Raw genomic sequence first — 24138 nt, 5'->3', positions numbered from 1 at the left:
CAATCTATTGGATCTATCATGTCTGTCTCAGGAAAGGGCAATCCACTGGCAATCGGTGGTCTTATCTTGCTTACCCTTATCTGGAGCTATAGCTGGATTTTTATGAAGCAGGTCACGAGCTATATCGGCGCGTTCGACTTCACTGCATTACGCTGTATCTTCGGAGCCTTAATATTATTCCTCGTCCTCCTTTTGCGCGGCCGTGGCCTGCACCCGACGCCGTTTCGGTTTACGCTGGCGATTGCGCTGTTGCAGACCTGCGGGATGATTGGCTTCGGTCAGTGGGCGCTGGTCAGCGGCGGGGCGGGGAAAGTCGCTATCCTGACCTATACCATGCCGTTTTGGGTCGTTATTCTGGCGGCGCTGTTTCTGGGGGAGCGACTGCGACGCCTGCAATACGCCGCAATTGCCATTGCCGCAATAGGGTTACTGCTTGTGCTGCAACCGTGGCAACTGAATTTATCAACATTGAAGAGCGCTCTGCTGGCGATTCTCTCCGGAGTCAGCTGGGGAGCGAGCGCCATTGTCGCTAAACGTCTTTATACCCGCCATCCACGCGTCGATTTGCTGTCGTTAACGGCCTGGCAGATGTTGTATGCCGCGCTGGTGATGAGTGCGGTGGCCTGGCTGGTGCCGCAGCGGGAAGTTGACTGGCAGCCGGTGGTCCTCTGGGCGCTGGGATATAGCGCGATTCTGGCGACGGCGCTGGCCTGGAGTTTGTGGCTGTTTGTCCTGAAGAATTTGCCTGCCAGTATCGCCAGCTTAAGTACCCTGGCGGTGCCGGTCTGTAGCGTGCTGTTTTCCTGGTGGCTGCTTGGTGAAAACCCCGGTCCCGTTGAGGGTGGGGGAATTGTGCTGATCGTTATGGCGCTGGCAATTGTCAGCCGGAAAAAGCGTGAGGTGCAGGTGGTCGAACAGGCCTGATGAGATAAGAAACACTCCCGGCGAGGCCGGGAGTGTAGAGCGTGTTATTCCCACTCTTGCAGATAGCGCTGACCGTACTGGTCGGCAACCAACAGTGCGGCATAAACCTGATCCGGCGTAGCGCCGCCAGGCATGTTGTGAATGGTTTCGCCTTTCGCGCAGGAGGCTTCTGCCACAATACGCATCTTCGCCGGGATATCCTGTTTGATATCCAGTTGCGCCAGCGTAATCGGCAGACCGACGGAATGGCACAGTGCGGCAACGGTCTCAATCTCTTCAACCGGCGCGTTTTCCAGAATCAGCTGCGTCAGCGTACCAAAGGCCACTTTTTCACCGTGATAATAGTGATGCGCATCCGGGATCGCCGTCAGACCGTTGTGAACCGCGTGCGCGGCAGCCAGACCGCCGCTTTCAAAGCCGACGCCACTCAGATAGGTGTTGGCCTCAATCACGCGTTCAAGCGCCGGGGTCACGACATGCTGCTCGGCGGCGAGCATTGCTTTTTCACCCTCTTCGAGCAGCGTGTTGTAGCACAGTTCAGCCAGCGCCAGCGCCGCCTGAGTGCATTTGCCGCCCGCCATGGTGATCGCGCCGCTGCGTGAACACGCGCGTGCTTCAAACCACGTGGCCAGCGCATCACCAATCCCTGCGGCTAACAGACGCGCCGGGGCGCCGGCAACGATTTTGGTGTCGACGATAACCATATGCGGGTTGTGCGGTAGCAGCAGATAACGGTCAAATTCACCAGCATCGGTGTAGATAACGGAAAGCGCGCTGCAGGGCGCATCCGTTGAGGCGATGGTCGGGGCGATCGCCACAGGCAGGTTCATAAAGTGGGCAAGGGCTTTGGCGGTATCCAGCGTTTTACCGCCGCCGATGCCGAGCACCGCGCCACACTGCGCATTTTCCGCCACGCTGCGCAAACGGTCGATCTCGTTTTGCGAGCATTCACCGCCAAACGGCGCGACTTCCAGCGCCAGTCCTGCGTTTTTAAAGCTTTTTTCCAGTTCGCCCTGAGCGAAACCGAGAACAAATTTGTCGCCGACAACCAGCCAACGTTCAGCCAACGGCTTGAGGTATTCGCCAAGACGAGTGATGACATCTGCACCCTGAATGTACTTACCAGGGGATTGAATAATGCGATCCATACCTTATTTCCCTCACAGGTTGATGTTACCGAATGCGTTTTTCCAGTCTTGCTCAAACTTCTCAACAGCTGACTCTACCGCAGGGGTATCGAGCATTTGTTGCGCTACATCTAAAGGAAGGGTGATTGCTTCACAGCCCACCAGCAGACAGTCCAGCGCCTGGCGCGGGGTCTTGAAACTGGCGGCCAGCACTTTGCTTTTCGGGGCATGACGTTCCAGTAGCGTCTGTAATTCCTGAACGGTGCGAATACCGTCTCCGCCCTGGGCATCTACGCGGTTGACGTAAGGCGCGACATATTTTGCCCCCGCCAGCGCGGCAAGTAGTCCCTGAGAGGCGCTGTACACGGCGGTTCCCAGGGTGACTATGCCCTCTTTTTTCAACTGTTTGATGGCGACCAGTCCTTCAGAGGTTACCGGTATTTTCACCACAATTCCCGGAACGGCATTGTTCAGACGTTTAGCTTCATTCACCATTCCCTGCGCATCGCGACTCATGGTCTGGGCAAACAGAACGCCGTTTTCGCCAATCACCTTTTGCAGACGCGGCAGAACATCCCAGATGGATTCTTTGCTTGCCGCGATAATACTCGGGTTGGTCGTCACCCCGGCGATAGGGAAGATGCGGGCCAGACGTTCGACTTCCGCCACATTGGCGCTATCCAGATACAGTTCCATTTTGCTTCCTCTTAAAGTTCAAGCTCATGTTGCAGCAGGCTGGCAATCGCGTCGGCAGACGCGGCATTCACCAGCGCATTGCGAAATTCTTCGTGCATAATGCGACGGGCCAGGCGTGAGAAAATACGCATGTGCTGGTCCCCCGCCGCGTGTTTGTTGAGCGTTAGCATGATGATGAACTGCGCCTCGTCATCTCCCCAGCGGACAGGCGCTTTCAGGCGTGCCACGCTGATAGTGGACTGCTCAATGTGTTCAGATTTGCTGTGCGGAATGGCGAAGCTGAAGCCCAGCCCGGTAGAGAATACTGCCTCACGAGCCCACAGATCGGCTTCCAGTTTGCGGGGGTAGCGGCAGCGGCTGGCGAGCAGCAGGTTGTCGGTCATCCCTTTGATTACCTCTTCTTTGCTACGCCAGTCGCTGTCGAGGGTGATGCACTGGGCGGTGACCAGTGGGGCATCCTGCTGTGACATGCGGAACTGCGCCAGCAGATGCTCCACTTCCAGCGACGTGCGACAGGCCATCGCCTGATTCAGCAATTGGCGGCAGGCGCGACTGTCGAGCTGCGCCATTCGCGCTTTAGCGGCAGGAATGGAGGGGGCGCTCATGCTGATTTCATCCAGCCCCAACCCGACCAGCAATGGCAGAACGGAACCTTTTGCCCCGAGCTCGCCACACAGGCCGATCCATTTCCCCTGACGGTGCACCGCCTGCACCGCGAAATCCAGCGCGCGCAGAAAGGCCGGGTTCAGGCTGTTGTAGTGGCGGGTCACTTTGGCGTTATCGCGGTCAACGGCCAACAGGTATTGCGTCAGGTCATTGCTGCCAATACTAAAGAAATCAATCTCTTCACAGCACTGGTCGATGATGAACATCACTGACGGGACTTCCAGCATAATGCCGAGCGGGATCTTCTCATCAAATGGGATCTGTTCATTGCGAAGCTGCTGTTTGGCTTCCGCCAGTTTCTCTTTCACCCACAGGATCTCTTCCATTGAGGAGATCATCGGGATCATAATTTTCAGGCTTCCGTGCGCCGATGCGCGCAGGATCGACCGGAGCTGAGTGGTAAACAGCGCGGCGTACTCTTCATAGATACGCACGGCGCGATAGCCGAGGAACGGGTTGGCTTCAGCAGGAATATTCAGATAATCAACGGGCTTATCGCCGCCGATATCCATCGTACGCACAATAATGCTGCGCCCCTGTGCGGATTCCAGCGCCTGGCAAAAAATGTTGTACAGCTCGTTCTCGTCCGGAGCGCTGAGCCGATCCATATACAGCATTTCGGTGCGGAACAGGCCAACCGCCTCCGCGCCGTTGCCAAATGCCGCCTGCGCTTCCACGGAGTGAGCAATGTTGGCGGCAACTTCCATACGAATGCCGTCGGCCGTGCGCGCTTCCTGGGTCAGCCAGACGCGCTGTTGCTCGCGCAGCGCCTCGTGTACACGGGCTTCCTGCTGATAGTAGCGGCTGACCGGTTCATCAGGCGCGACCACCACCGCTCCTGCATTGCCATCGATATAAACTTCTTGCTGCAGCCACGGGGTTAAAGCGTCAATCGCGACACCGACCAGAGTGGGGATGTTGAATGAACGAGCAAGAATCACCGTGTGCGAAGTGGTGCCGCCGCTTTTCAACAGCAGTCCTTTGAGGAACGTTTTGTCCAGTTCCAGGAACTGGCTGGGCGTCAACTCATCCGCCATACAAATAGTGGGTTGGGTCAGCTTTCCCGGTGCCGGAAAGCGCTTTTCGCCGTAGATGTGTTGCAGCAACTGGAAACAGACGTCGCGCACGTCCAGCGCGCGTTCCTGCAAATAGCGACTGCTGGAACGGGCAAACTCATCGCAGAAATGGTTGGCGCTGTCGACAATCGCCTGCGCGCAGCTTAAGCCGCGAGAAACGCCTGCCAGCAAATGCTGACGCAAGGAGGTATCGCCCGCCAGCGAACGGTGGGCTTCCAGAATCGCACTGGTGGTGCCGTCGCTGTCGAGCAAACGAAACGCAATGTTTTTTACCAGCAGCGTTAAGCCGCGATCCAGCGCCGACTGCTCGCTTTCCACATCGCCTGCCACAGGGAGTTCGCCGAGCGCGTTGAGATCCAGCGAAGAGAGAAGCGTCAGGATACCGCCCGCGCTACCACTGCAAACGCTACGGGCGCGGAAAAGCTGCGGGTTCAGGTGAGTCAGTGAAACCGGTAGTGGTTCTAATTCGCTGTTACTGGCTTCTGCCAGCGGGGCATCGCAGTGGGGGAACTCGTCGCGCAGCCACAGGCTCAGGCGCTGATGGGCATCGGCTTCATCTGCTCCTGTAATCAGCAACTGGCAGGGGTCGCCAGCCAGCGTATCCGTGCCAATCAACGCCAGCGCGCTCTTGGCGTTGCCCTTACGATCGGTTCGCAGGTTGTGCCACTCAATGTGTGAAGTAAAGGTGTTACACAGGGTCTCAACATGGCTTGCCGGGCGTGCATGGACGCCATTGGGCAGCTCACAGGTAAATTCCACAATCAGGGCCATTGCCTTTCTCCCATAACGGTTTTCTGCCTACAGCATAAAAGGCCTTGCTTGTTCGCTGCCATGTGACAATTCTGCCAAAAACTGGACAAATGTAATGTAAGGCGAAAAGTGGGAGACAGTTCACAAGTCCTCCCGGTATCCGTGAATTCTCTTATCCTTCAACTTATGAAGCGGATCGCATTTTTGTACTGACATTACAAAAATCCAGTAAATGGCCTTTTTATCCACTGTCTGCGACCTTGCGGATTGCCTATTGTTTGCCACAACAACGTTATGGATATGGGCAAACACCTGCCCGGGAGCGACTTATGAATGAGTTGGTACACATCCTGAAAAATACCCGTCAGCATCTGATGACGGGGGTGTCGCATATGATCCCCTTTGTGGTTGCGGGCGGCATCTTACTGGCAGTCTCCGTCATGCTGTATGGGAAAGGGGCGGTGCCTGATGCCGCGACCGATCCGAATCTCAAAAAGCTGTTTGATATCGGCGTGGCCGGGCTGACCCTGATGGTGCCTTTCCTTGCGGCGTACATTGGTTATTCCATTGCGGAACGCTCCGCGCTGGCACCATGCGCGATTGGTGCCTGGGTAGGCAACAGCTTCGGCGCCGGGTTCTTCGGGGCGCTGATTGCCGGGATTATCGGCGGCATTGTGGTGTATTACCTGAAAAAAATTCCGGTCCATAAGGTATTGCGTTCTGTCATGCCCATCTTCGTGATTCCTGTCATCGGGACCTTTATTACGGCGGGCATCATGATGTGGGGACTGGGCGAACCCGTTGGCGCGCTGACCGCCAGTCTGACCCAGTGGCTGCAAGGCATGCAGCAGGGCAGCATCGTGATGTTAGCCGTGATTATGGGGCTGATGCTGGCCTTTGACATGGGCGGCCCGATCAACAAAGTGGCCTACGCCTTCATGCTGATTTGTGTAGCGCAGGGGGTTTACACCGTCGTGGCCATTGCGGCGGTCGGGATCTGCGTGCCGCCGCTGGGCTTAGGACTGGCGACGCTGGTGGGGCGTAAAAATTTCTCTTCTGAAGAGCGCGAAGCCGGTAAAGCGGCGCTGGTGATGGGATGTGTGGGCGTTACCGAAGGGGCGATTCCTTTCGCTGCCGCTGACCCGCTGCGCGTCATTCCTTCCATCATGCTGGGTTCGGCCTGTGGTGCGGCCACGGCGGCATTGTTCGGCGCTCAGTGTTACGCAGGCTGGGGTGGACTGATTGTTCTGCCGGTGGTTGAAGGTAAGTTGGGTTATGTCGCCGCGGTGGCGGTAGGTGCGGTGGTGACGGCTATCTGTGTGAACGTGCTGAAAAGCCTGGCGCGCAAGAATGTCTCTCAGACCGACGAGAAAGAAGACGATCTGGATTTAGATTTTGAAATTAATTAAGTGAGGAGTGGCGTCATGACGAAAATTATTGCAGTAACCGCATGTCCTTCAGGTGTTGCACATACCTATATGGCCGCTGAAGCGCTGGAAAGTGCAGCCAAAGCGAAAGGCTGGGAAGTGAAAGTGGAGACGCAGGGCTCCATTGGTCTGGAAAATGAACTGACACCCGCTGATGTGGCACAGGCTGATATCGTCATTCTGACCAAGGATATCGGGATTAAATTTGAGGAGCGTTTTGCTGGTAAGACTATCGTCCGTGTCAACATCAGCGATGCGGTAAAACGCGCCGACGCGATTATGAACAAGATTGGCGCGCATCTGGCGCAAACCGCATAAGTTTTTTGTGTTCCGGATGGCGGCGCTGCCTTATCCGGCCTACGAATTTGTAGGCCTGATAAGCGTAGCGCCATCAGGCATTCATGCCCACAGGAGTTCCTCATGACCCACCGCATCCACCGCTTAAAAGCGGCACTCTTTCAGAACAGCAGGGAAATTTCGCTTGAGCGTGCAATGCTGTATACCGCCAGTCATCAACAGACGGAAGGGGAGCCGGTCATTTTACGTCGGGCTAAAGCGACCGCGTATATCCTCGAGCATGTCGAGATTTCGATTCGTGATGAGGAACTGATTGCCGGCAACCGTACCGTTAAACCGCGTGCGGGCATCATGTCGCCGGAGATGGACCCGTACTGGCTGCTCAACGAGTTGGATCAGTTCCCGACTCGTCCCCAGGACCGTTTCGACATCAGCGAAGACGATAAACGCCTCTATCGTGATGTGCTGTTCCCTTACTGGGAAAAACGGTCGATGAAGGATTTCATCAACGGTCAGATGACGGATGAGGTTAAGGCCGCCGTCAGTACCCAGATTTTTAGCATCAACCAGACGGATAAGGGACAGGGGCATATCATCATTGATTATCCGCGCCTGCTGAATCACGGGCTGGGTGAACTGGTGATGGAGATGCGCGCGCACTGCGAGCAGGCGCCGCATAACGCCTTTTATCAGGCGGCACTGCTGCTGCTGGAAGCGTCGCAGCGCCACATTCTGCGTTATGCCGTACTGGCGGAAGAGATGGCTGAACGCTGCCCTGACGTCACTCGTCGCCAGGAGTTGCTGACTATCGCTGCCAACTCGCGGCATAACGTGCAGCATAAGCCGCACACCTTCTGGCAGGCGTGCCAGTTGTTCTGGTACATGAACATCATTTTGCAGTACGAGTCCAACGCTAGTTCGCTGTCGCTGGGGCGTTTCGATCAGTACATGCTGCCGTTTTATCAGGCGTCGCTGGCGCAGGGAGATGATCCCGCATTCCTGAAAGAACTGCTGGAATCGCTGTGGGTGAAATGCAACGACATTGTGCTCCTGCGTTCGACCAGCAGCGCACGTTATTTCGCTGGCTTCCCGACCGGCTATACCGCGCTACTTGGTGGCCTGACGGAGAATGGCCGCAGTGCGGTAAACGTGCTTTCATTCCTCTGTCTCGATGCCTATCAGAGTGTGCAGTTACCCCAGCCGAATCTGGGCGTTCGCACCAACACGCTGATTGATAAGCCGTTTCTGATGAAGACTGCCGAGACTATCCGCCTGGGTACCGGTATTCCACAGATCTTTAATGATGAAGTGGTGATCCCGGCATTCCTCAACCGGGGCGTCTCGCTGGAAGATGCGCGTGATTACGCCGTGGTAGGGTGCGTGGAGTTGTCGATTCCGGGCAGAACCTATGGTCTGCATGATATCGCTATGTTCAATCTGTTGAAGGTCATGGAAATTAGCCTGTACGAGAATGAAGGTAATGGTGAGCTGACCTGGGACGGTCTGCTGGCACATATTCGCGCCAAAATCAGCCACTACATCACGCTGATGGTTGAAGGCAGTAATATTTGCGACATCGGTCATCGCGACTGGGCGCCAGTGCCGTTGCTCTCCTCGTTTATCAGTGATTGTCTGGAGAAGGGATGTGACATCACCGACGGCGGCGCGCGCTATAATTTCTCGGGTGTGCAGGGTATTGGCATCGCCAACCTCAGCGATTCTCTGCATGCGCTGAATGGACTGGTGTTTGAGCAGCAGCGCCTCCGTTTTGACGAACTTCTTGCGGTGTTAAAGGCTAACTTTGCCACGCCGGAAGGGGAAAAGATCCGCGCCAGGTTGATCAACCGCTTCCATAAATACGGTAATGACATTGATGAGGTGGACAACATCAGCGCCGAACTGCTGCGTTATTACTGCAAAGAGGTGGAGAAGTATCAGAATCCGCGTGGCGGGCAGTTTACGCCGGGTTCTTATACCGTGTCCGCACACGTGCCGTTGGGGGCGGTGGTAGGGGCGACACCGGACGGGCGTTTTTCCGGAGAGCAACTGGCGGATGGCGGCCTTTCGCCGATGCTTGGACAGGATATGCAGGGACCGACGGCGGTGCTGAAATCGGTCAGTAAGCTGGATAACACGCTGTTGTCCAACGGGACGTTGCTGAACGTGAAGTTCACGCCCGCCACGCTGGAAGGAGAGGCAGGATTACACAAGCTGTGCGATTTCTTGCGCGCCTTTACCCAGCTCAAATTGCAGCATATTCAGTTTAACGTGGTGAATGCCGAAACGCTGCGGGAAGCGCAGCTGCGACCCCAGGATTTCGCCGGGCTGGTGGTACGCGTAGCAGGGTATAGCGCCTTCTTTGTCGAGCTGTCGAAGGAGATTCAGGATGACATCATTCGCCGCACCGCGCATCAGTTGTGAGGTTGTGGAGTCGTGCGACGAGGAGGTCGCACGCATCTTCAATATTCAACGGTATTCGCTGAATGACGGTCAGGGGATCCGCACGGTGGTCTTTTTTAAAGGCTGCCCACACACCTGCCCGTGGTGCGCCAATCCGGAATCGATCTCGCCACGGATTGAAACGGTGCGACGGGAAAGCAAATGCCTGCGCTGTACGCCGTGTCTGCGTGATGCCGACGAGTGTCCTTCCGGGGCGTTTGAGCGGATTGGCCGTGATGTCACCCTGGATGAGCTGGAACGCGAGGTGATGAAAGATGACGTTTTCTTTCGCACCTCTGGCGGCGGGGTGACGCTGTCGGGCGGAGAGGTGTTGATGCAGGCGGCTTTCGCTACGCGATTCTTACAGCGTCTGCGGCGCTGGGGTGTGCATTGTGCAATTGAAACGGCAGGCGATGCCCCCGCCCGTCGGCTGCTTCCGCTGGCGAAAGCGTGTGATGAAGTGCTGTTCGATTTAAAGATCATGGAGCCTGAACGGGCCCGTGAGATTGTGGCGATGAATATGCCGCGCGTCGTGGCTAATTTGCGGATGCTGGTGGCGGAGGGCGTTAACGTGATCCCCCGTTTGCCGCTGATCCCCGGTTACACGCTCACACATGAGAATATGCAGCGCGCGCTGACGTTGCTGTTATCGCTTGGTATAAAGCAATTGCACCTGCTACCGTTTCATCTCTATGGAGAACCGAAATATCGGTTGCTCGGGCAGCAGTGGGGGATGAAGGACGTCCCTGCGCCAACGGAACAGATTATTGCCCAAATGCGTGAGATGGCGGAGAACGCGGGCTTTCAGGTCACAACAGGAGGGTAATATGTCCGTGTCAACAGGACGATTTCTGGTCGCGGTGACGGCCTGCGTAAGCGGTGTGGCCCATACCTACATGGCGGCTGAACGGCTGGAGAAGTTATGCCAGCAGGAAAAATGGACCATTAAGATTGAAACGCAGGGGGCGCTTGGTACGGAAAATCGCTTAACCGAAGAGGATATCCGTCGGGCGGATGCCGTGCTGCTGATTACCGATATCGAACTGGCGGGAGCGGAACGTTTCACTCAATGCCGTTATGTCCAGTCCGGCATTAACGCCTTTCTGCGCGAACCGCAGCGTGTCATGAGCGCGGTGCGTAAGTTGCTTTCCGCTCCGCAATATACCCATCTTATTCTGGACTGACCTGCTTTTCCGTTAGCTGGCTGTGATACTGACGACGATATTCTGACGGCGAGCGTTCGGTGTTTTTACGAAACAGGCGGCAAAAGTAGTTACTGTCCACAAATCCGCAGGTGTGCGCGACTTCTTTCACTTTTAAGTCGTAGCCTTTCAACAAGGTCTTTGCGTGTTCCAGTCGCGTATGGTTCAGGTATTCGTTAAAGCCAACCGCCCCCGTTTTTTGAAACAGATGCGAGAGATAGTTCGGCGAAATATAGAACGCCTGCGCCACCGATTCCCGGGTGAGCGGTGAGGCGTAGCGCTCGTCAATGTAGTCGCGGATAGCCTCAAACAGCGCCTGGCTGCGCGAGGCAGTCTGGATCTGGCTGCCAAGCAGGTCGCGACAGTGGCTGAGCAGACTGGCGACAATCAACCGCGCCGTTTGCTGCTCCTGCGGCTGCATTTGCATTTCATTGAGCGTCTGCAACAGAAAGGAACCGATACGCGGGCCACGGCGCGCCACGTGCTGTTTGACCAGATTCTGGTATGTTTCCCCGTCCCATTGCACCACGCTGAATCCGAGCTGTTGTTTGCCGAACAGGATACTGAGCGTAATGACCGGCACCTGCCACTGCGGAAGATTCCAGCCACCTGCTGGCACATAGAGCACATCGTATGGGGTGAGCGTGTCGGTGAGGCTGGCGTCGGTCAGTTCACCTTCCAGCACGATTTCCAGACGGGGAAAATCGACCTGATACGCCAGCGCCGGGATGGGGGTAAGCGTACTGGCAAAGAAAATCTGGCGCAGCGGCGCGGGGCCATGAATCAGGCGGGATAGAAGATGGCTGACGTCTTGATACATGATGATCCCTTGCGTTGCTCAGACAAGGAAACAGTAACTGCCAGGGCGAAAAAAGGCCACCCTAAAAAGCGTGGCCTGCTGAATGACTTACTGATTTCCGACCTGATCGCCATACGGCAGAGTGTCGTAATCAATCAGCGCATTTTTCTTGTACGGGTTACCAATCCAGCGCGTGGTTTCTTTGAACTGCGGGCTGGTGATGGAGCGCGTCGGATCGAAACCGTCGTAGGTCAGCCCGGCTAAGTCGGACCAGGTGTGGATCAGTTCCGAACTGCTGTACTTACGATTCACATCTTGTGATAAATCACGCGGATGCGCGGCCTGCCATTTCTCGGACGTCCACAACAAGAACGGCACGGTATACATGTGACGCGTCGGGTTGTCCTCGTTACGACCCTGCGTTTTATGCGGCGGGGTGTCATACACCTCTTCGCCATGGTCGGAGAAATAGAGCAGGAAGCCGTTCGGATCGGTCGCTTTATAATCCTTAATCAGGCTCGCGACGACTTTGTCGTTATACAGGTTGGCGTTGTCGTAATCGTTATACGATTCCAGCTCTTCTGCGCTCAGACCTGGCGGGACATGATCGGTACTACCGTCGAACTTGCCCTGGTCTTCCGGGTAACGGAATTTGTACTTAATGTGCGTGCCCAGCAAATGCACGATGATGAACTTTTTCGGTGCCGGATCAGCCATGATTTTCTTAAATGGCGTCAGCACGTTAGTGTCATATTCGCGCGCGCTTTGCGTACGCTGCTGGTTCATATAGAACTGCTCGTCGGTCTGCTTCGAGAAAACCGTCAGCATGGTGTTACGGGCGGTCATCGTCTGCTGGTTTGTGATCCAGTAGGTCTTATACCCCGCCTGTTTCATCATGTTCATCAGCGACGGTTTCGTCAGATACAGGTCCGGGTTCTTCTCGTTCGCGAAGGTCAGCGCCTGTTGCAAGATTTCGATCGTGTAAGGGCGTGAGGTCACGACGTTGTTAAACACGGTCAGATTCGGATCCGACTGATGCAATGCGTCCAGTTCCGGCGTGGTTTCACGCGGATAACCGTACAGACTCATGCGGCCACGTTGGGTGGATTCGCCAATCACCAGCACCAGCGTGCGCGGCGCGTCGCCGGAATTGTCTTTAAAATTGCTCAGCGGAGGCAGAGCGTGGTTCTGACTTAACAGGTTGTTAAGTGAGGTCAACTGGCGCTGATACTGGTAGTAACCAATGACAAACTGCCATGGCGCCGCTGGTTCCATACGTGAGGAGAGGCCGCTTAGCGTTTTTTCATACGGCGAGTTGCCAAACGCAGAACGAACCACAAACGGGTTCAGGATCAGCCCATACAGCAGCGCAAAAGAGACGAGCCAACGCCAACGTCCGGGAATATAGACGGGGCGCAGTCGTGTCCAGAGAAATACGGCGACGACGGTATAGGCCAGCGCAATGGCGATAATCTTCAGGCTGAAGTATTGGCTCAGGTATTCGCTGGCTTCGTTGGCGTTAGTCTCAAACATCACGAACAAGACGCTTTGCGAAAACTCTTGCCCGTAGATGACGTAATAGCAGAGCGTGGCCAGCGACGTCGCCCATAACACGATCCCCACCACCGCAGCAATAATGCGGGTCCGACTCGGGAACAGGAAAATTGGGATCAGCCAAAGGGAGCTGTAAAGCAACGAGTCACGCAGTCCGTTGGTACCGCTGAAACCCGTAATTAAAATAATGGCCTGTAATAAAGAGGAGAAAAACCAAAAATAGAGAAGCGCCCAGCCAAGGGCTTTCCAGCTAAATGATGGCGTAGACTGGAGGGTTGTGGATTGCATATTGTCAGCCTGTCTTTAAACGTGGTGCCAAACGTAGCGACTAAACCTTAAGAGAATCTGAAGCACCGGTGCAAAGGCACACGTTGCTCTGAAAAATCTCACGGTGGAAAAAACAGACAGAAATATAGTGAATGTGCGGAGGTTATGACAGAACTATTTCAACCCCCTCGCGCGCAATAGCACGAGAGGGGGGGAGGGGGAAAATTAGCCGGTATTACGCATACCTGCCGCCACGCCGGCAATGGTGACCATCAGCGCTTGTTCAACGCGAGGATCGGGCTCTTTGCCCTGTTGTTCCGTCAGTCGCGAGCGGTGTAACAGCTCGGCCTGCAGAACGTTCAGCGGGTCGGTGTAGATATTCCGTAACTGGATAGACTCGGCAATCCACGGGAGATCGGCCATCAGATGTGAATCGTTGGCAATCGCCAGCACCACTTTGATGTCTTCTTCCAGCAGTTCGCGCAGCTCCTTGCCCAGCGGCCACAGCGCTTTCGCGACCAGGCGCTGATCGTAATATTCCGCCAGCCACAGATCCGCTTTCGAGAACACCATTTCCAGCATGCCGAGACGGGTGGAGAAGAACGGCCAGTCGCGGCACATCGCTTCCAGTTCGCTCTGCTTACCATCTTCCACCACTTTTTGCAGCGCGGTGCCGGCACCGAGCCAGGCTGGCAACATCAGGCGGTTCTGCGTCCAGGCGAAAATCCACGGAATAGCGCGCAGAGATTCCACACCACCGGTCGGGCGACGTTTCGCTGGACGCGAACCGAGCGGCAGTTTGCCCAGTTCCTGTTCCGGCGTTGCGGAGCGGAAGTACGGGACAAAGTCTTTGTTTTCACGCACGTAGCCACGGTACACGTCACAGGAGATGACTGAAAGTTCGTCCATGATATGACGCCAGGCGTCTTTCGGCTCTGGCGGCGGCAGCAGGTTCGCTTCCAGAATGGCGCTGGTGTATAGCGACAGGCTACTGACGGTGACTTCCGGCAGACCGTATTTGAAACGGATCATCTCGCCCTGTTCGGTCACGCGCAGACCGCCTTTCAGGCTGCCCGGTGGTTGTGAAAGCAGGGCGGCATGGGCCGGTGCGCCCCCGCGACCGATAGAACCACCGCGACCATGGAACAGCGTCAGTTCAATACCGGCTTTCTCGCAGGTTTTGATCAACGCATCCTGCGCCTGATACTGCGCCCAGGAGGCGGCCATTACGCCGGCATCTTTTGCCGAGTCGGAATAACCAATCATCACCATCTGCTTGCCCTGAATCAGACCGCGATACCAGTCGATGTTCAGCAGTTGGGTCATGACGTCGTCGGCATTGTTCAGGTCGTCAAGGGTCTCGAACAGCGGGGCCACCGGCATGGCAAAGCCAATTCCGGCTTCTTTCAATAGTAGATGCACAGCCAGCACGTCAGATGGCGTTTTTGCCATTGAGATGACGTAGGCAGCAATCGACCCTTTCGGCGCTTCGGCGATGACTTTACAGGTGTCGAGCACTTCACGAGTGTCATTACTCGGCTCCCAGTTGCGCGGTAGCAGCGGGCGTTTGGAGTTCAGCTCACGGATCAGGAAGGCCTGTTTGTCCGCTTCTGACCAGCTTTCGTAATCACCAATGCCGAGGTAGCGGGTCAGTTCACCCAGCGCTTCGGTGTGGCGGGTGCTTTCCTGGCGGATATCAATACGCACCAGCGGGACGCCAAAACATTTCACACGACGCAGGGTGTCGAGCAGTTCACCGTTGGCGATAATGCCCATGCCGCAAGCTTGTAACGACCGGTAGCAGGCGTACAGCGGTTCCCATAGCTGTTCGTTTTGTGTCAGCAGACCTGCCGGTTTCGGCAGCTTCTCGCCTTTCAGACGCGCTTCCAGCCAGGCCTGGGTTGCCATCAGGCGCGAGCGCAGGTTTTTCATCAGATAGCGGTAAGGCTCCGAAGCGCCTTCTTCACCGACCATCGCTAACAGTTCCGGCGTGGCATCGACCATCGACAGCTCGGAAACCAGAACCTGAATATCTTTCAGGAACAGGTCGGTTGCTTTCCAGCGGCTCAGCAGCAGAACGTGGCGGGTGATATCTGCGGTTACATTCGGGTTGCCGTCACGGTCGCCGCCCATCCATGAGGTGAAACGGACCGGAACGAAATCAACGGGTAACTGGTAGCCCAGATTATCTTCCAGCTGTTCGTTCAGCTCGCGTAAATAGTTCGGTACGCCCTGCCACAGGCTGTTCTCGACCACCGCGAAGCCCCATTTGGCTTCATCAACCGGGCTTGGGCGCAGCTTACGAATTTCATCGGTGTGCCAGGACTGGGCAATCAGCTGGCGCAGACGGCGCATCAACTGGTGGCGTTCGTATTCAACGATATCTTTGTTATCGAGCTGCTTCAGACAGGCGTTGATTTCGCCCATTTTGTGGATCAGTGTGCGACGGGTAATTTCCGTCGGATGTGCGGTCAGCACCAGCTCAAGAGACAACGACTCTACCGCTTTTTTGATGATGGCGTCGTTCAGCTCTGGCTGGTTTTTCAGTTTACGCAGGGTGCGGGCAATCACTTCCGGGTTGCTGGCGCCTTCGCCTTTTGGCGAACTGCTGTGATATTGCTCGGCGGTATTGGCCAGGTTCAGGAACTGGCTAAACGCGCGTGCGACCGGCAGCAACTCGTCATTCGACAAATTCTGTAACGTGGTGAGCAACTCCTGGCGATTTGCTTCATTGCCAGCGCGTGAGGATTTAGACAGCTTTCGGATTGTTTCTACGCGATCAAGAATGTTCTCTCCCAGCGCATCCTTGATGGTTTCTCCCAGCACTTTGCCGAGCATACTGACATTACTACGCAACGCGGAATATTGTTCGTTCATATTAACCCAGACACCCCATCTTTAATCTATGAGTCCTGTATCTTTCACGCCACAGCGGCGTTGGCTGCGCTCGTCCACCCAGGTCACTTACTTATGTAAGCGCCCTGGAATGGGCTTGTTTGCCGCCTTGCTGTGACACGAAATCTTTCGGACTTTGTTTAGTAGTCGTCTTTTATAAAGCCACGTAAAACCCGTGGCGTCAATTGCGGCGAAATCGGTTCAGCAAACGAATAAATGCGGGTAATTTACGAAATTTAATTCACATCCAGCCAGATAAGAAATGCTTATCGGAATGTGAAAATGCATTGCCGGATGGCGCTGCGCATATCCGGCCTACCATCGGAGGTAGGCCGGGAAAGCGGGTAGTTCGATCAGTGCCAGCAGAAGTGGTGCACGACCTGGGTGATTAACTCACGGGTGGGCTTAATAAAACGCGTCTCGAGATATTCGTCAGGCTGGTGCGCCTGATTGATTGAACCCGGTCCCAACACCAGCGTTGGGCACAGGGTCTGAATAAACGGCGCTTCGGTGCAGTAGTTCACGACATCGGTTTTTTCGCCCAGCAGTTTCTCCACTACCTCGACAAGCTGATGGTCCGGCGGACACTCGTAACCAGGGATCGGCGGATGGAGTTCGGCAACGGTCAGACGACCCGGCCAGCGTTCGCTCACTGGTGCCAGGGCTTCCGTCAGCAAACCATCCAGATCGCCCAGCGTCATGCCCGGCAGCGGGCGGATATCCATATGCAGTTCACAGCAGGCACAAATTCGGTTCGACGCATCGCCACCGTGCAGACTACCCAGATTCAGGGTGGGATATGGTACGGTGAACGCGTCGTAGTGATAACGCGCTTTCAGAGTATCGCGCAGTTGCATAATGCGACCAATCGCGTCGTGCATCAGTTCGATGGCGTTCACGCCGCGTGCCGGATCGCTGGAGTGACCGGACTGGCCCATCACCCGTACCGCCGTCGAGATATGACCTTTGTGAGCGCGAATCGGCTGTAGCGACGTGGGCTCACCGATGATCGCGCAATCAGGACGAATCGACGCGTTTTCCGAGAAGTAACGCGCCCCCGCCATACTGGTCTCTTCATCTGCCGTCGCCAGGATGTAGAGTGGTTTTTTCAGTTGTGTCACATCAACGTCGCGAAGCGCGTCGAGAATAAATGCGAAGAAGCCCTTCATATCTGCGGTACCCAGACCGTAGAGCTTATTGTCATGCTCGGTAAGGGTGAAGGGATCGCGCGTCCAGCGCCCATCGTCAAACGGTACGGTGTCGGTATGACCCGTGAGCAGTAAGCCGCCTGCTCCTTGTCCGGTGCTGGCCAGCAGATTGAATTTATTGCGGGTTCCCGGGACCGGTTGAATCTCAACGTTGAAACCGAGATCGCTGAACCAACCCGCCAGCAGATTGATTAAAGACTCATTGCTCTGATCCAGTGCTTCTTCGGTAGCGCTGATGGACGGCGTGGCAATCAGCGCGCGGTAGATCTCGATAAATGGCGGTAAGTTCATTTTCATTGTTGACACACCTTAGGACGTGATAGTATCAATATTCATGCAATAAATGTGCATAAAAATACATTAACGTTGAGCATAAAGGAACCTGATGTTGAATACGCTGATTGTAGGCGCTAGCGGTTATGCGGGCGCAGAGCTTGTAAGCTACGTGAATCGCCACCCTCATATGACCATAACCGCTTTGACCGTCTCAGCGCAAAGCAATGATGCGGGAAAGTTAATTTCTGATTTGCATCCACAGCTTAAAGGCATCGTCGATCTGCCGTTGCAGCCGATGTCCGATATCAGCGAGTTTACCGATGGTGTGGATGTGGTGTTTTTAGCCACCGCCCACGAAGTCAGCCATGACCTGGCGCCGCAATTTCTGGCTGCCGGTTGCGTGGTCTTCGACCTTTCCGGTGCCTTCCGCGTGAACGATGCCGGCTTCTATGAAAAATACTATGGCTTCACCCATCAGTATCCCAACCTGCTTGAGCAGGCGGTCTACGGTCTGGCGGAGTGGAGCGCCGACAAACTGAAAGAGGCGAATCTGATTGCGGTGCCGGGGTGTTATCCCACGGCGGCGCAACTTTCTTTGAAACCCCTGATTGATGCCGGACTGCTGGATTTGACGCAATGGCCGGTGATCAACGCGACCAGCGGGGTGAGCGGAGCGGGACGTAAAGCGGCATTGTCTAACAGCTTCTGCGAAGTGAGCCTGCAACCGTATGGCGTGTTTACCCATCGTCATCAGCCGGAGATCGCCACCCATCTGGGAACGGACGTGATTTTCACCCCGCATCTGGGCAATTTCCCGCGCGGGATCCTGGAAACGATCACTTGTCGACTGCAGCCGGGCGTGACCGCTGCGCAGGTCGCGCAGGTATTACAGCAGGCGTATGCGGATAAACCGCTGGTGCGTCTGTATGACAAAGGCGTTCCGGCGCTGAAGAATGTCGTTGGGCTGCCGTTCTGCGATATCGGTTTTGCCGTGCAGGGTGAACATGTGATCGTGGTGGCAACCGAAGATAATTTGTTGAAAGGCGCCGCCGCACAGGCAGTGCAGTGTGCCAATATCCGTTTCGGCTTTGCTGAAACGCAGTCTCTTATTTAAGGGTGCAATGATGAGTCCATTAATTATCAAGCTGGGTGGCGTATTACTGGATAGCGAAGAGGCGCTGGAGCGTCTTTTTACTGCGCTGGTGAACTATCGCGAGTCGCATCAGCGTCCGCTGGTCATTGTCCATGGCGGCGGTTGTGTCGTTGATGAGTTGATGAAAGGGCTCAACCTGCCGGTGAAAAAGAAAAACGGCCTGCGTGTGACGCCTGCTGACCAGATCGACATCATCACCGGTGCGCTGGCGGGAACGGCGAACAAAACGCTGCTGGCCTGGGCGAAGAAACACCACATCGCCTCCGTAGGCCTGTATCTTGGCGATGGCGATAGCGTAAAAGTGACCCAGCTCGACGAAGAGCTTGGCCATGTTGGACTGGCGCAGCCGGGTTCACCTACGCTGATTAACACGCTGCTGGAAAATGGTTTTCTGCCAGTCGTCAGCTCGATTGGGGTGACGGAAGAAGGGCAGTTGATGAACGTGAACGCGGACCAGGCGGCGACAGCGCTGGCGGCGACGCTGGGCGCGGATCTGATCCTGCTTTCCGACGTGAGTGGTATTCTCGACGGTAAAGGTCAGCGCATTGCTGAAATGACCGCCGCGAAAGCGGAACAGCTGATCGACCAGGGTATTATTACCGATGGCATGATTGTGAAGGTCAATGCCGCGCTGGATGCTGCACGCACGCTGGGTCGTCCGGTGGATATCGCCTCCTGGCGTCATGCCGAGCAACTCCCGGCGCTGTTCAATGGCACGCCGATCGGTACACGTATTCTGGCTTAACTATTAATGTGCCGGATGGCGGCTTCGCCTTATCCGGCCTGCATGAGTTTTGTAGGCCCGGTAAGCGCAGCGCCACCGGGCAAAAATATCAAATTAAGGAAATTCGTTATGGCACTTTGGGGTGGGCGTTTTACTCAGGCAGCAGATCAGCGGTTCAAACAGTTCAACGATTCGTTGCGCTTTGATTACCGCCTGGCGGAGCAGGATATTGTTGGCTCTGTGGCCTGGTCCAAAGCGTTGGTTACCGTTGGCGTGTTGACCGCTGACGAACAACTTCAGCTCGAAGAGGCGTTGAACGTACTGCTGGAAGAGGTTCGCGCTAATCCGCAACAGATCCTCGAAAGTGATGCCGAAGATATTCACAGCTGGGTGGAAGGCAAACTGATCGACAAAGTCGGTCAGTTAGGTAAAAAGCTGCATACCGGGCGTAGCCGTAATGACCAGGTCGCTACCGATTTGAAACTGTGGTGCAAAGAGACGGTGACCGAACTGCTTACTGCTAATCGTCAGTTGCAGAGCGCACTGGTCGAGACGGCGGAAAATAACCAGGATGCGGTGATGCCGGGGTATACCCACCTGCAACGTGCGCAGCCGGTGACGTTTGCGCACTGGTGCCTGGCGTATGTCGAAATGCTGGCGCGTGATGAAAGCCGTCTGCAGGATGCGTTAAAGCGTCTGGACGTTAGCCCATTAGGCTGTGGCGCGCTGGCCGGGACCGCCTATGAAATCGATCGTGAACAGCTGGCGGGCTGGCTGGGATTTGCATCGGCCACGCGTAACAGCCTGGACAGCGTATCGGATCGTGACCACGTGCTGGAACTGCTGTCCGACGCCTCTATCGGTATGGTGCACCTGTCGCGTTTTGCCGAAGATCTGATTTTCTTTAACACCGGTGAAGCGGGCTTTGTTGAGCTTTCCGATCGCGTGACCTCCGGTTCTTCATTGATGCCGCAGAAGAAAAACCCGGACGCGCTGGAGTTGATTCGCGGTAAATGTGGCCGTGTGCAGGGCGCATTGACGGGCATGATGATGACGCTGAAAGGACTTCCACTGGCCTACAACAAAGATATGCAGGAAGACAAAGAAGGCTTGTTCGACGCGCTCGACACCTGGCTGGACTGCCTGCATATGGCTGCGCTGGTGCTGGACGGCATTCAGGTGAAACGTCCGCGTTGCCAGGAAGCGGCGCAGCAAGGGTACGCTAACGCCACTGAACTGGCGGATTATCTGGTCGCGAAAGGCGTGCCGTTCCGTGAAGCACACCACATCGTCGGTGAAACGGTTGTTGAGGCGATTCGTCAGGGGAAACCGCTGGAAGACCTGCCGCTCGCCGATCTGCAGAAATTCAGTAGCGTCATCGGCGATGACGTATACCCGATCCTCTCTCTGCAGTCGTGTCTGGACAAACGTGCCGCGAAGGGCGGGGTGTCTCCGCAGCAGATCGCACAGGCGATCAGCTACGCGAAGGCGCGTCTGGCATAACGGGTATTCTGGCTTATCTGGCCTGGCGAGATGCCAGGCTTTTTTATGCCATCACGCGAAGATTACTGTCCGTAATAAGCATTCGCGCCGTGTTTTCTCAGGAAATGTTTATCCAGCAGCGTGGGTTGCATGGCGGGAATTTGAGGCTGTAACTGCTGAGTAAACAAATTCATATAAGCGATTTCTTCCAGTACCACGGCGTTATGCACGGCGTTAGCAGGATCAGAACCCCAGGCGAAAGGCCCATGGCTGTTGACCAGTACCGCCGGGATCTGTTCCGGTGAGAGCCCGCGCTGCGCAAAGGTTTCGATAATCACGCTGCCGGTTTCATATTCATAGCGGCCATTAATTTCGTCGTCATGCATCGGGCGCGTGCAAGGAATGGTTCCGTAAAAATAATCCGCATGCGTGGTGCCTAAAGCCATTAAGTCTTTTCCGGCTTGCGACCAGATAGTGGCGTGTCGGGAATGCGTATGTACGATGCCGCCAATCGTCGGGAAAGCACGATAGAGCGCTAAATGCGTGTCGGTATCTGATGATGGCTTTTTATTTCCCTCAATAACGTTGCCGCTTTGTACATCCACCACCACCATATCTTCCAGACCCATATGGTTATATTCCACTCCGGAAGGTTTGATGACCATAATACCTTTTTCACGATCGATGCCGCTGACGTTACCCCAGGTAAACGTTACCAGTTTATGCGCAGGCAGGGATAAATTCGCCTCGAGAACGTGTTGTTTTAACGTATTCATTGTTGACTCCAGAATATAGGAAGCATGTTATTTAACAGCATTAATGACTTAACGATGGATAACATAAAATATGTGCCGCGTTTTTATTTAAATTACGCCGAATAAATAGGATGTAAAACGTAGTCAGGCGCGTCATGGCAAGAAAAAGTCATGCTCGGTCACATTCGGGCATATTTGGTCAATCCTAAGATGACCATTTATGTTTGTTTGCGTGTTTTCAGGTTACGGCAGGCGTGCAAAACAAGCGTATTTTGTGAGTTTTATCACCTTACATGTTGACTGATTGCTGTTATTTCATTGTTTATTGTGATGAGTATCGTTCAATTGTTCGCGGGCTTTTTCAATGGAATATTTCTTGAAATTAATCACTTTAATTCCGGGTGGAAACGTTAATTATAAGACCATGTAAAATGATACTTAGCGGATCCCTATTATGCTGCAGGCAGAACGTTACAAAATGATTTGTGCCCATGTGCAAAAACAAGGGGCGGTGCGGGTAACGGAGCTGTCGCAATTATGTCAGGTATCACCGGAAACCATTCGCCGGGATCTGAAAGTATTAGAACGTAACAAACGATTGACCCGCAGCTTTGGCGGCGCGGTTTCTCTGGATGCGCCAGAGGCGACGGCAGCGGCGATAGAGGGGACGGCATGGCAGGCGAGCAGCGTGGACCGCGCCGAATCATTTCGCAAGCGTACCGAGGAACATCCTGATATCAAAACTAAAATCGCCAAGGCAGCGTTACAGTTTATTCATTCCGGCGATTGCATTCTGATGGACAACAGCAGTACCTGCTGGTTTCTGGCCCGGCAAATTCCGGACATTGATATTACCGTGGTGACCAATTCGCTACGCATTATCCAGGCGCTGGCCTGTCGGGATAAAGTGCGCATTATCGGTATTGGCGGTGAGTATTCTGAACGCCACGATGATTTCCATGGACCCGTTGCCGAGAGTGCTATTCGAAATTTTCAAATTAATAGTTTTTTCTTTTCCTGTCAGGGAGTAAATCTGGAAAATGGCATACGTGATGGCAGTGAAATAAATGCCAGATTAAAGCAGGTTATGTTACAGGTTTCCGGGCAAAAGATCCTTCTGGTGGATTCCAGTAAATTTGAACAATACGCCTTCAGTAAAATATGTATGCTGGATGAAATCGATATTATGGTCACCAATAGCTGTATTGATCAACGTTATCGTGCGCAATACCCACAGCTAAATGTGGTGGAAGTCGATAAGTAGTATGTGTTAGCCGTTATCTGAATAATCATGACACCTGTCTGGTTATTCTGCCAATGCCAGAGGAAAGTCGAAATAAATAAAAAGTCAGGCCAATTTTTATTGGGTATTCCTGGCGTCTGAAGCTATTTCTTAAGGAAATTACGATGAAAAAATTACTCTTACCCTGCCTGATTACTGTTGCATTGTCATCAACCGCCGCGTGGGCTGAACAATCCACGGCGCCGCAAAAAGCCAACAAGCCTTTTACCATGGGCGTGGTTGTGAAAGTCGGCGGGATTCCCTGGTTCAACGTGATGGAACAAGGGATTAAAGAAGAGGGCAAGGCGCTCGGCGTTAATGCCTGGCAGGTTGGCCCAACGACGGCAGACCCGGCCGAGCAGGTGCGGGCCATTGAAGATTTAATCGCTAAGAAAGTCGATGTGATTGGCGTGGTGCCGAACGATGCGAAAGTGCTGGAGCCGGTACTTAAACGTGCCCAGGAAGCCGGTATCAAAGTGATTACACATGAATCACCGGATCAGGCTAATGCTGACTGGGATTTTGAGCTGCTGAACACCCAAACCATGGGCGCCAATCATATGAAAGATATGGCGAAGTGCATGGGGGAAGAGGGCAAATACGCCATGTTTGTCGGTAGCCTGACGGTACCGCTGGTGAATGACTGGGCCAATGCCGCGATTGCTTATCAAAAAGAACACTACCCGAAAATGACCCTGGTGGAAGATCGCTTTGGCGTGGCGGAATCGGTGGACGATTCCATGCGCACTGCGAATGACCTGATGTCCAAATACAAAGATCTCAAAGGCATTATGTCGTTCGGTTCTCAGGGCCCGATTGGCGCAGGCCGCGCGATTGATAAGCGTAAGAAAAACGATGCGATTTGCGTGTTCGGCACCTTCACTCCGGGTCAGGGCATTAAATTGCTGGAGAAAGGCGCGATTGACGGCGGCTACATTTCTAACCCGATGATCGCCGGTAAAGTTTTCGTTCAGGTCGCCACGGCGATGATGAACGGCGAACCGATTAAAGACGGCGTCAAAATCGGCGATATGGGCGAAATCAAAGTCCAGAACAACACCATTCTGAGCGATAACCCCGAAAAGCTTGATGTTGAAAATACCCGGCGTTTAGTGAAGTTAGGTTTGTAATTTCTGGTC

At 54.6% G+C, this 24138-nt stretch carries 19 protein-coding genes; 11 read left to right on the top strand and 8 right to left on the bottom strand.

What is annotated here, in order from left to right:
- Positions 1–18 precede the first annotated feature (18 nt).
- A complete protein-coding gene (locus OGW13_RS05880; RefSeq protein WP_054176974.1) occupies positions 19–924 on the top strand; it encodes a DMT family transporter in 906 nt (301 codons plus the stop codon).
- Positions 925–968: 44 nt separating this feature from the next.
- On the opposite strand, the gene gldA is transcribed toward OGW13_RS05880, so the two are convergent.
- The 3 genes from gldA to ptsP are packed head-to-tail and all read right to left on the bottom strand — an operon-like array spanning position 969 to position 5260.
- Positions 969–2072, bottom strand: a complete 1104-nt coding sequence (gene gldA / locus OGW13_RS05875; protein WP_044265214.1) for a bifunctional L-1,2-propanediol dehydrogenase/glycerol dehydrogenase — start codon at positions 2070–2072, stop codon at positions 969–971.
- A gap of 12 nt (positions 2073–2084) precedes the next feature.
- Positions 2085–2747, bottom strand: a complete 663-nt coding sequence (gene fsa, locus OGW13_RS05870) for a fructose-6-phosphate aldolase (RefSeq protein ID WP_042998940.1) — start codon at positions 2745–2747, stop codon at positions 2085–2087.
- 11 nt (positions 2748–2758) lie between these two features.
- Positions 2759–5260: a phosphoenolpyruvate--protein phosphotransferase gene (gene ptsP / locus OGW13_RS05865; protein WP_287115795.1), complete on the bottom strand. Its 2502-nt coding sequence runs from the start codon at positions 5258–5260 to the stop codon at positions 2759–2761.
- A gap of 308 nt (positions 5261–5568) precedes the next feature.
- On the opposite strand from ptsP, the gene OGW13_RS05860 reads away from it, so the two are divergent.
- The 5 genes from OGW13_RS05860 (at position 5569) to OGW13_RS05840 (ending at position 10586) form a co-directional block, all read left to right on the top strand.
- Positions 5569–6648 carry a PTS fructose transporter subunit EIIC gene (locus OGW13_RS05860; protein ID WP_044257488.1) on the top strand — a complete coding sequence of 360 codons (1080 nt, stop codon included), beginning with the start codon at positions 5569–5571 and terminating at the stop codon, positions 6646–6648.
- Positions 6649–6663: 15 nt separating this feature from the next.
- Positions 6664–6984 (top strand): PTS fructose-like transporter subunit IIB, encoded by a 321-nt coding sequence (locus tag OGW13_RS05855; RefSeq protein ID WP_044257490.1) that lies wholly within the window; start codon positions 6664–6666, stop codon positions 6982–6984.
- A gap of 102 nt (positions 6985–7086) precedes the next feature.
- Complete coding sequence (locus OGW13_RS05850) at positions 7087–9384, top strand: formate C-acetyltransferase (protein ID WP_287115794.1); 2298 nt, start codon at positions 7087–7089, stop codon at positions 9382–9384.
- On the top strand, positions 9350–10228 hold the full coding sequence (locus tag OGW13_RS05845) for a [formate-C-acetyltransferase]-activating enzyme (protein ID WP_044327880.1): 879 nt from the start codon (positions 9350–9352) through the stop codon (positions 10226–10228). The genes OGW13_RS05850 and OGW13_RS05845 overlap by 35 nt, the downstream gene beginning before the upstream one ends.
- Position 10229: 1 nt before the next feature.
- Positions 10230–10586, top strand: a complete 357-nt coding sequence (locus tag OGW13_RS05840) for a PTS fructose-like transporter subunit IIB (RefSeq protein ID WP_042998943.1) — start codon at positions 10230–10232, stop codon at positions 10584–10586.
- Here the strand turns inward: OGW13_RS05840 and OGW13_RS05835 are convergent.
- From OGW13_RS05835 to argE, 4 genes are all read right to left on the bottom strand, one after another.
- Positions 10573–11424: a helix-turn-helix transcriptional regulator gene (locus OGW13_RS05835; protein WP_042998944.1), complete on the bottom strand. Its 852-nt coding sequence runs from the start codon at positions 11422–11424 to the stop codon at positions 10573–10575. The two genes, OGW13_RS05840 and OGW13_RS05835, sit on opposite strands and share 14 nt — an antisense overlap.
- A gap of 87 nt (positions 11425–11511) precedes the next feature.
- Entirely contained in the window at positions 11512–13245 is a 1734-nt protein-coding gene (locus tag OGW13_RS05830; RefSeq protein WP_054176979.1) for a phosphoethanolamine transferase CptA, read from the bottom strand.
- Between the two features lie 204 nt (positions 13246–13449).
- On the bottom strand, positions 13450–16101 hold the full coding sequence (ppc, locus tag OGW13_RS05825; protein WP_042998946.1) for a phosphoenolpyruvate carboxylase: 2652 nt from the start codon (positions 16099–16101) through the stop codon (positions 13450–13452).
- A 371-nt stretch (positions 16102–16472) separates the two neighbouring features.
- Entirely contained in the window at positions 16473–17624 is a 1152-nt protein-coding gene (gene argE, locus OGW13_RS05820) for an acetylornithine deacetylase (RefSeq protein ID WP_044257496.1), read from the bottom strand.
- 88 nt (positions 17625–17712) lie between these two features.
- Here argE and argC point away from each other — a divergent pair, with 88 nt between their 5' ends.
- From argC to argH, 3 genes are all read left to right on the top strand, one after another.
- Positions 17713–18717 (top strand): N-acetyl-gamma-glutamyl-phosphate reductase, encoded by a 1005-nt coding sequence (argC, locus tag OGW13_RS05815; protein ID WP_054176980.1) that lies wholly within the window; start codon positions 17713–17715, stop codon positions 18715–18717.
- 7 nt (positions 18718–18724) lie between these two features.
- Positions 18725–19501, top strand: a complete 777-nt coding sequence (gene argB, locus OGW13_RS05810; protein WP_086512777.1) for an acetylglutamate kinase — start codon at positions 18725–18727, stop codon at positions 19499–19501.
- A gap of 108 nt (positions 19502–19609) precedes the next feature.
- A complete protein-coding gene (gene argH / locus OGW13_RS05805) occupies positions 19610–20983 on the top strand; it encodes an argininosuccinate lyase (protein ID WP_042998950.1) in 1374 nt (457 codons plus the stop codon).
- A gap of 62 nt (positions 20984–21045) precedes the next feature.
- Here the strand turns inward: argH and araD are convergent, their stop codons facing one another.
- Positions 21046–21738: an L-ribulose-5-phosphate 4-epimerase gene (araD, locus tag OGW13_RS05800; protein ID WP_042998951.1), complete on the bottom strand. Its 693-nt coding sequence runs from the start codon at positions 21736–21738 to the stop codon at positions 21046–21048.
- Positions 21739–22171: 433 nt separating this feature from the next.
- On the opposite strand from araD, the gene OGW13_RS05795 reads away from it, so the two are divergent.
- Both OGW13_RS05795 and OGW13_RS05790 read left to right on the top strand, forming a co-directional pair.
- Positions 22172–22981: a DeoR/GlpR family DNA-binding transcription regulator gene (locus tag OGW13_RS05795; protein ID WP_287115793.1), complete on the top strand. Its 810-nt coding sequence runs from the start codon at positions 22172–22174 to the stop codon at positions 22979–22981.
- A gap of 143 nt (positions 22982–23124) precedes the next feature.
- Positions 23125–24129 (top strand): substrate-binding domain-containing protein, encoded by a 1005-nt coding sequence (locus tag OGW13_RS05790; protein WP_042998953.1) that lies wholly within the window; start codon positions 23125–23127, stop codon positions 24127–24129.
- The last annotated feature ends 9 nt before the right edge of the window (positions 24130–24138 follow it).

It is taken from the genome of Citrobacter sp. Ca225, assembly GCF_030337175.1.
Taxonomy (GTDB): domain Bacteria; phylum Pseudomonadota; class Gammaproteobacteria; order Enterobacterales; family Enterobacteriaceae; genus Citrobacter_A; species Citrobacter_A amalonaticus.
The sequence above is the reverse complement of the archived record's forward strand: the minus strand, read 5'-3'. Positions and strand labels throughout refer to the sequence as shown.

Bases quoted from the DNA above. Each gene is read 5' to 3' on its own strand.
- OGW13_RS05835 (WP_042998944.1), bottom strand. From the start codon at position 11,424: ATGTATCAAGACGTCAGCCATCTTCTATCCCGCCTGATTCATGGCCCC.
- OGW13_RS05840 (WP_042998943.1), top strand. From the start codon at position 10,230: ATGTCCGTGTCAACAGGACGATTTCTGGTCGCGGTGACGGCCTGCGTA.
- OGW13_RS05830 (WP_054176979.1), bottom strand. From the start codon at position 13,245: ATGCAATCCACAACCCTCCAGTCTACGCCATCATTTAGCTGGAAAGCC.
- OGW13_RS05845 (WP_044327880.1), top strand. From the start codon at position 9,350: ATGACATCATTCGCCGCACCGCGCATCAGTTGTGAGGTTGTGGAGTCG.
- OGW13_RS05880 (WP_054176974.1), top strand. From the start codon at position 19: ATGTCTGTCTCAGGAAAGGGCAATCCACTGGCAATCGGTGGTCTTATC.
- ppc (WP_042998946.1), bottom strand. From the start codon at position 16,101: ATGAACGAACAATATTCCGCGTTGCGTAGTAATGTCAGTATGCTCGGC.
- argB (WP_086512777.1), top strand. From the start codon at position 18,725: ATGATGAGTCCATTAATTATCAAGCTGGGTGGCGTATTACTGGATAGC.
- OGW13_RS05790 (WP_042998953.1), top strand. From the start codon at position 23,125: ATGAAAAAATTACTCTTACCCTGCCTGATTACTGTTGCATTGTCATCA.
- araD (WP_042998951.1), bottom strand. From the start codon at position 21,738: ATGAATACGTTAAAACAACACGTTCTCGAGGCGAATTTATCCCTGCCT.
- OGW13_RS05850 (WP_287115794.1), top strand. From the start codon at position 7,087: ATGACCCACCGCATCCACCGCTTAAAAGCGGCACTCTTTCAGAACAGC.
- ptsP (WP_287115795.1), bottom strand. From the start codon at position 5,260: ATGGCCCTGATTGTGGAATTTACCTGTGAGCTGCCCAATGGCGTCCAT.
- argC (WP_054176980.1), top strand. From the start codon at position 17,713: ATGTTGAATACGCTGATTGTAGGCGCTAGCGGTTATGCGGGCGCAGAG.
- gldA (WP_044265214.1), bottom strand. From the start codon at position 2,072: ATGGATCGCATTATTCAATCCCCTGGTAAGTACATTCAGGGTGCAGAT.
- OGW13_RS05795 (WP_287115793.1), top strand. From the start codon at position 22,172: ATGCTGCAGGCAGAACGTTACAAAATGATTTGTGCCCATGTGCAAAAA.
- fsa (WP_042998940.1), bottom strand. From the start codon at position 2,747: ATGGAACTGTATCTGGATAGCGCCAATGTGGCGGAAGTCGAACGTCTG.
- argE (WP_044257496.1), bottom strand. From the start codon at position 17,624: ATGAAAATGAACTTACCGCCATTTATCGAGATCTACCGCGCGCTGATT.
- OGW13_RS05860 (WP_044257488.1), top strand. From the start codon at position 5,569: ATGAATGAGTTGGTACACATCCTGAAAAATACCCGTCAGCATCTGATG.
- OGW13_RS05855 (WP_044257490.1), top strand. From the start codon at position 6,664: ATGACGAAAATTATTGCAGTAACCGCATGTCCTTCAGGTGTTGCACAT.
- argH (WP_042998950.1), top strand. From the start codon at position 19,610: ATGGCACTTTGGGGTGGGCGTTTTACTCAGGCAGCAGATCAGCGGTTC.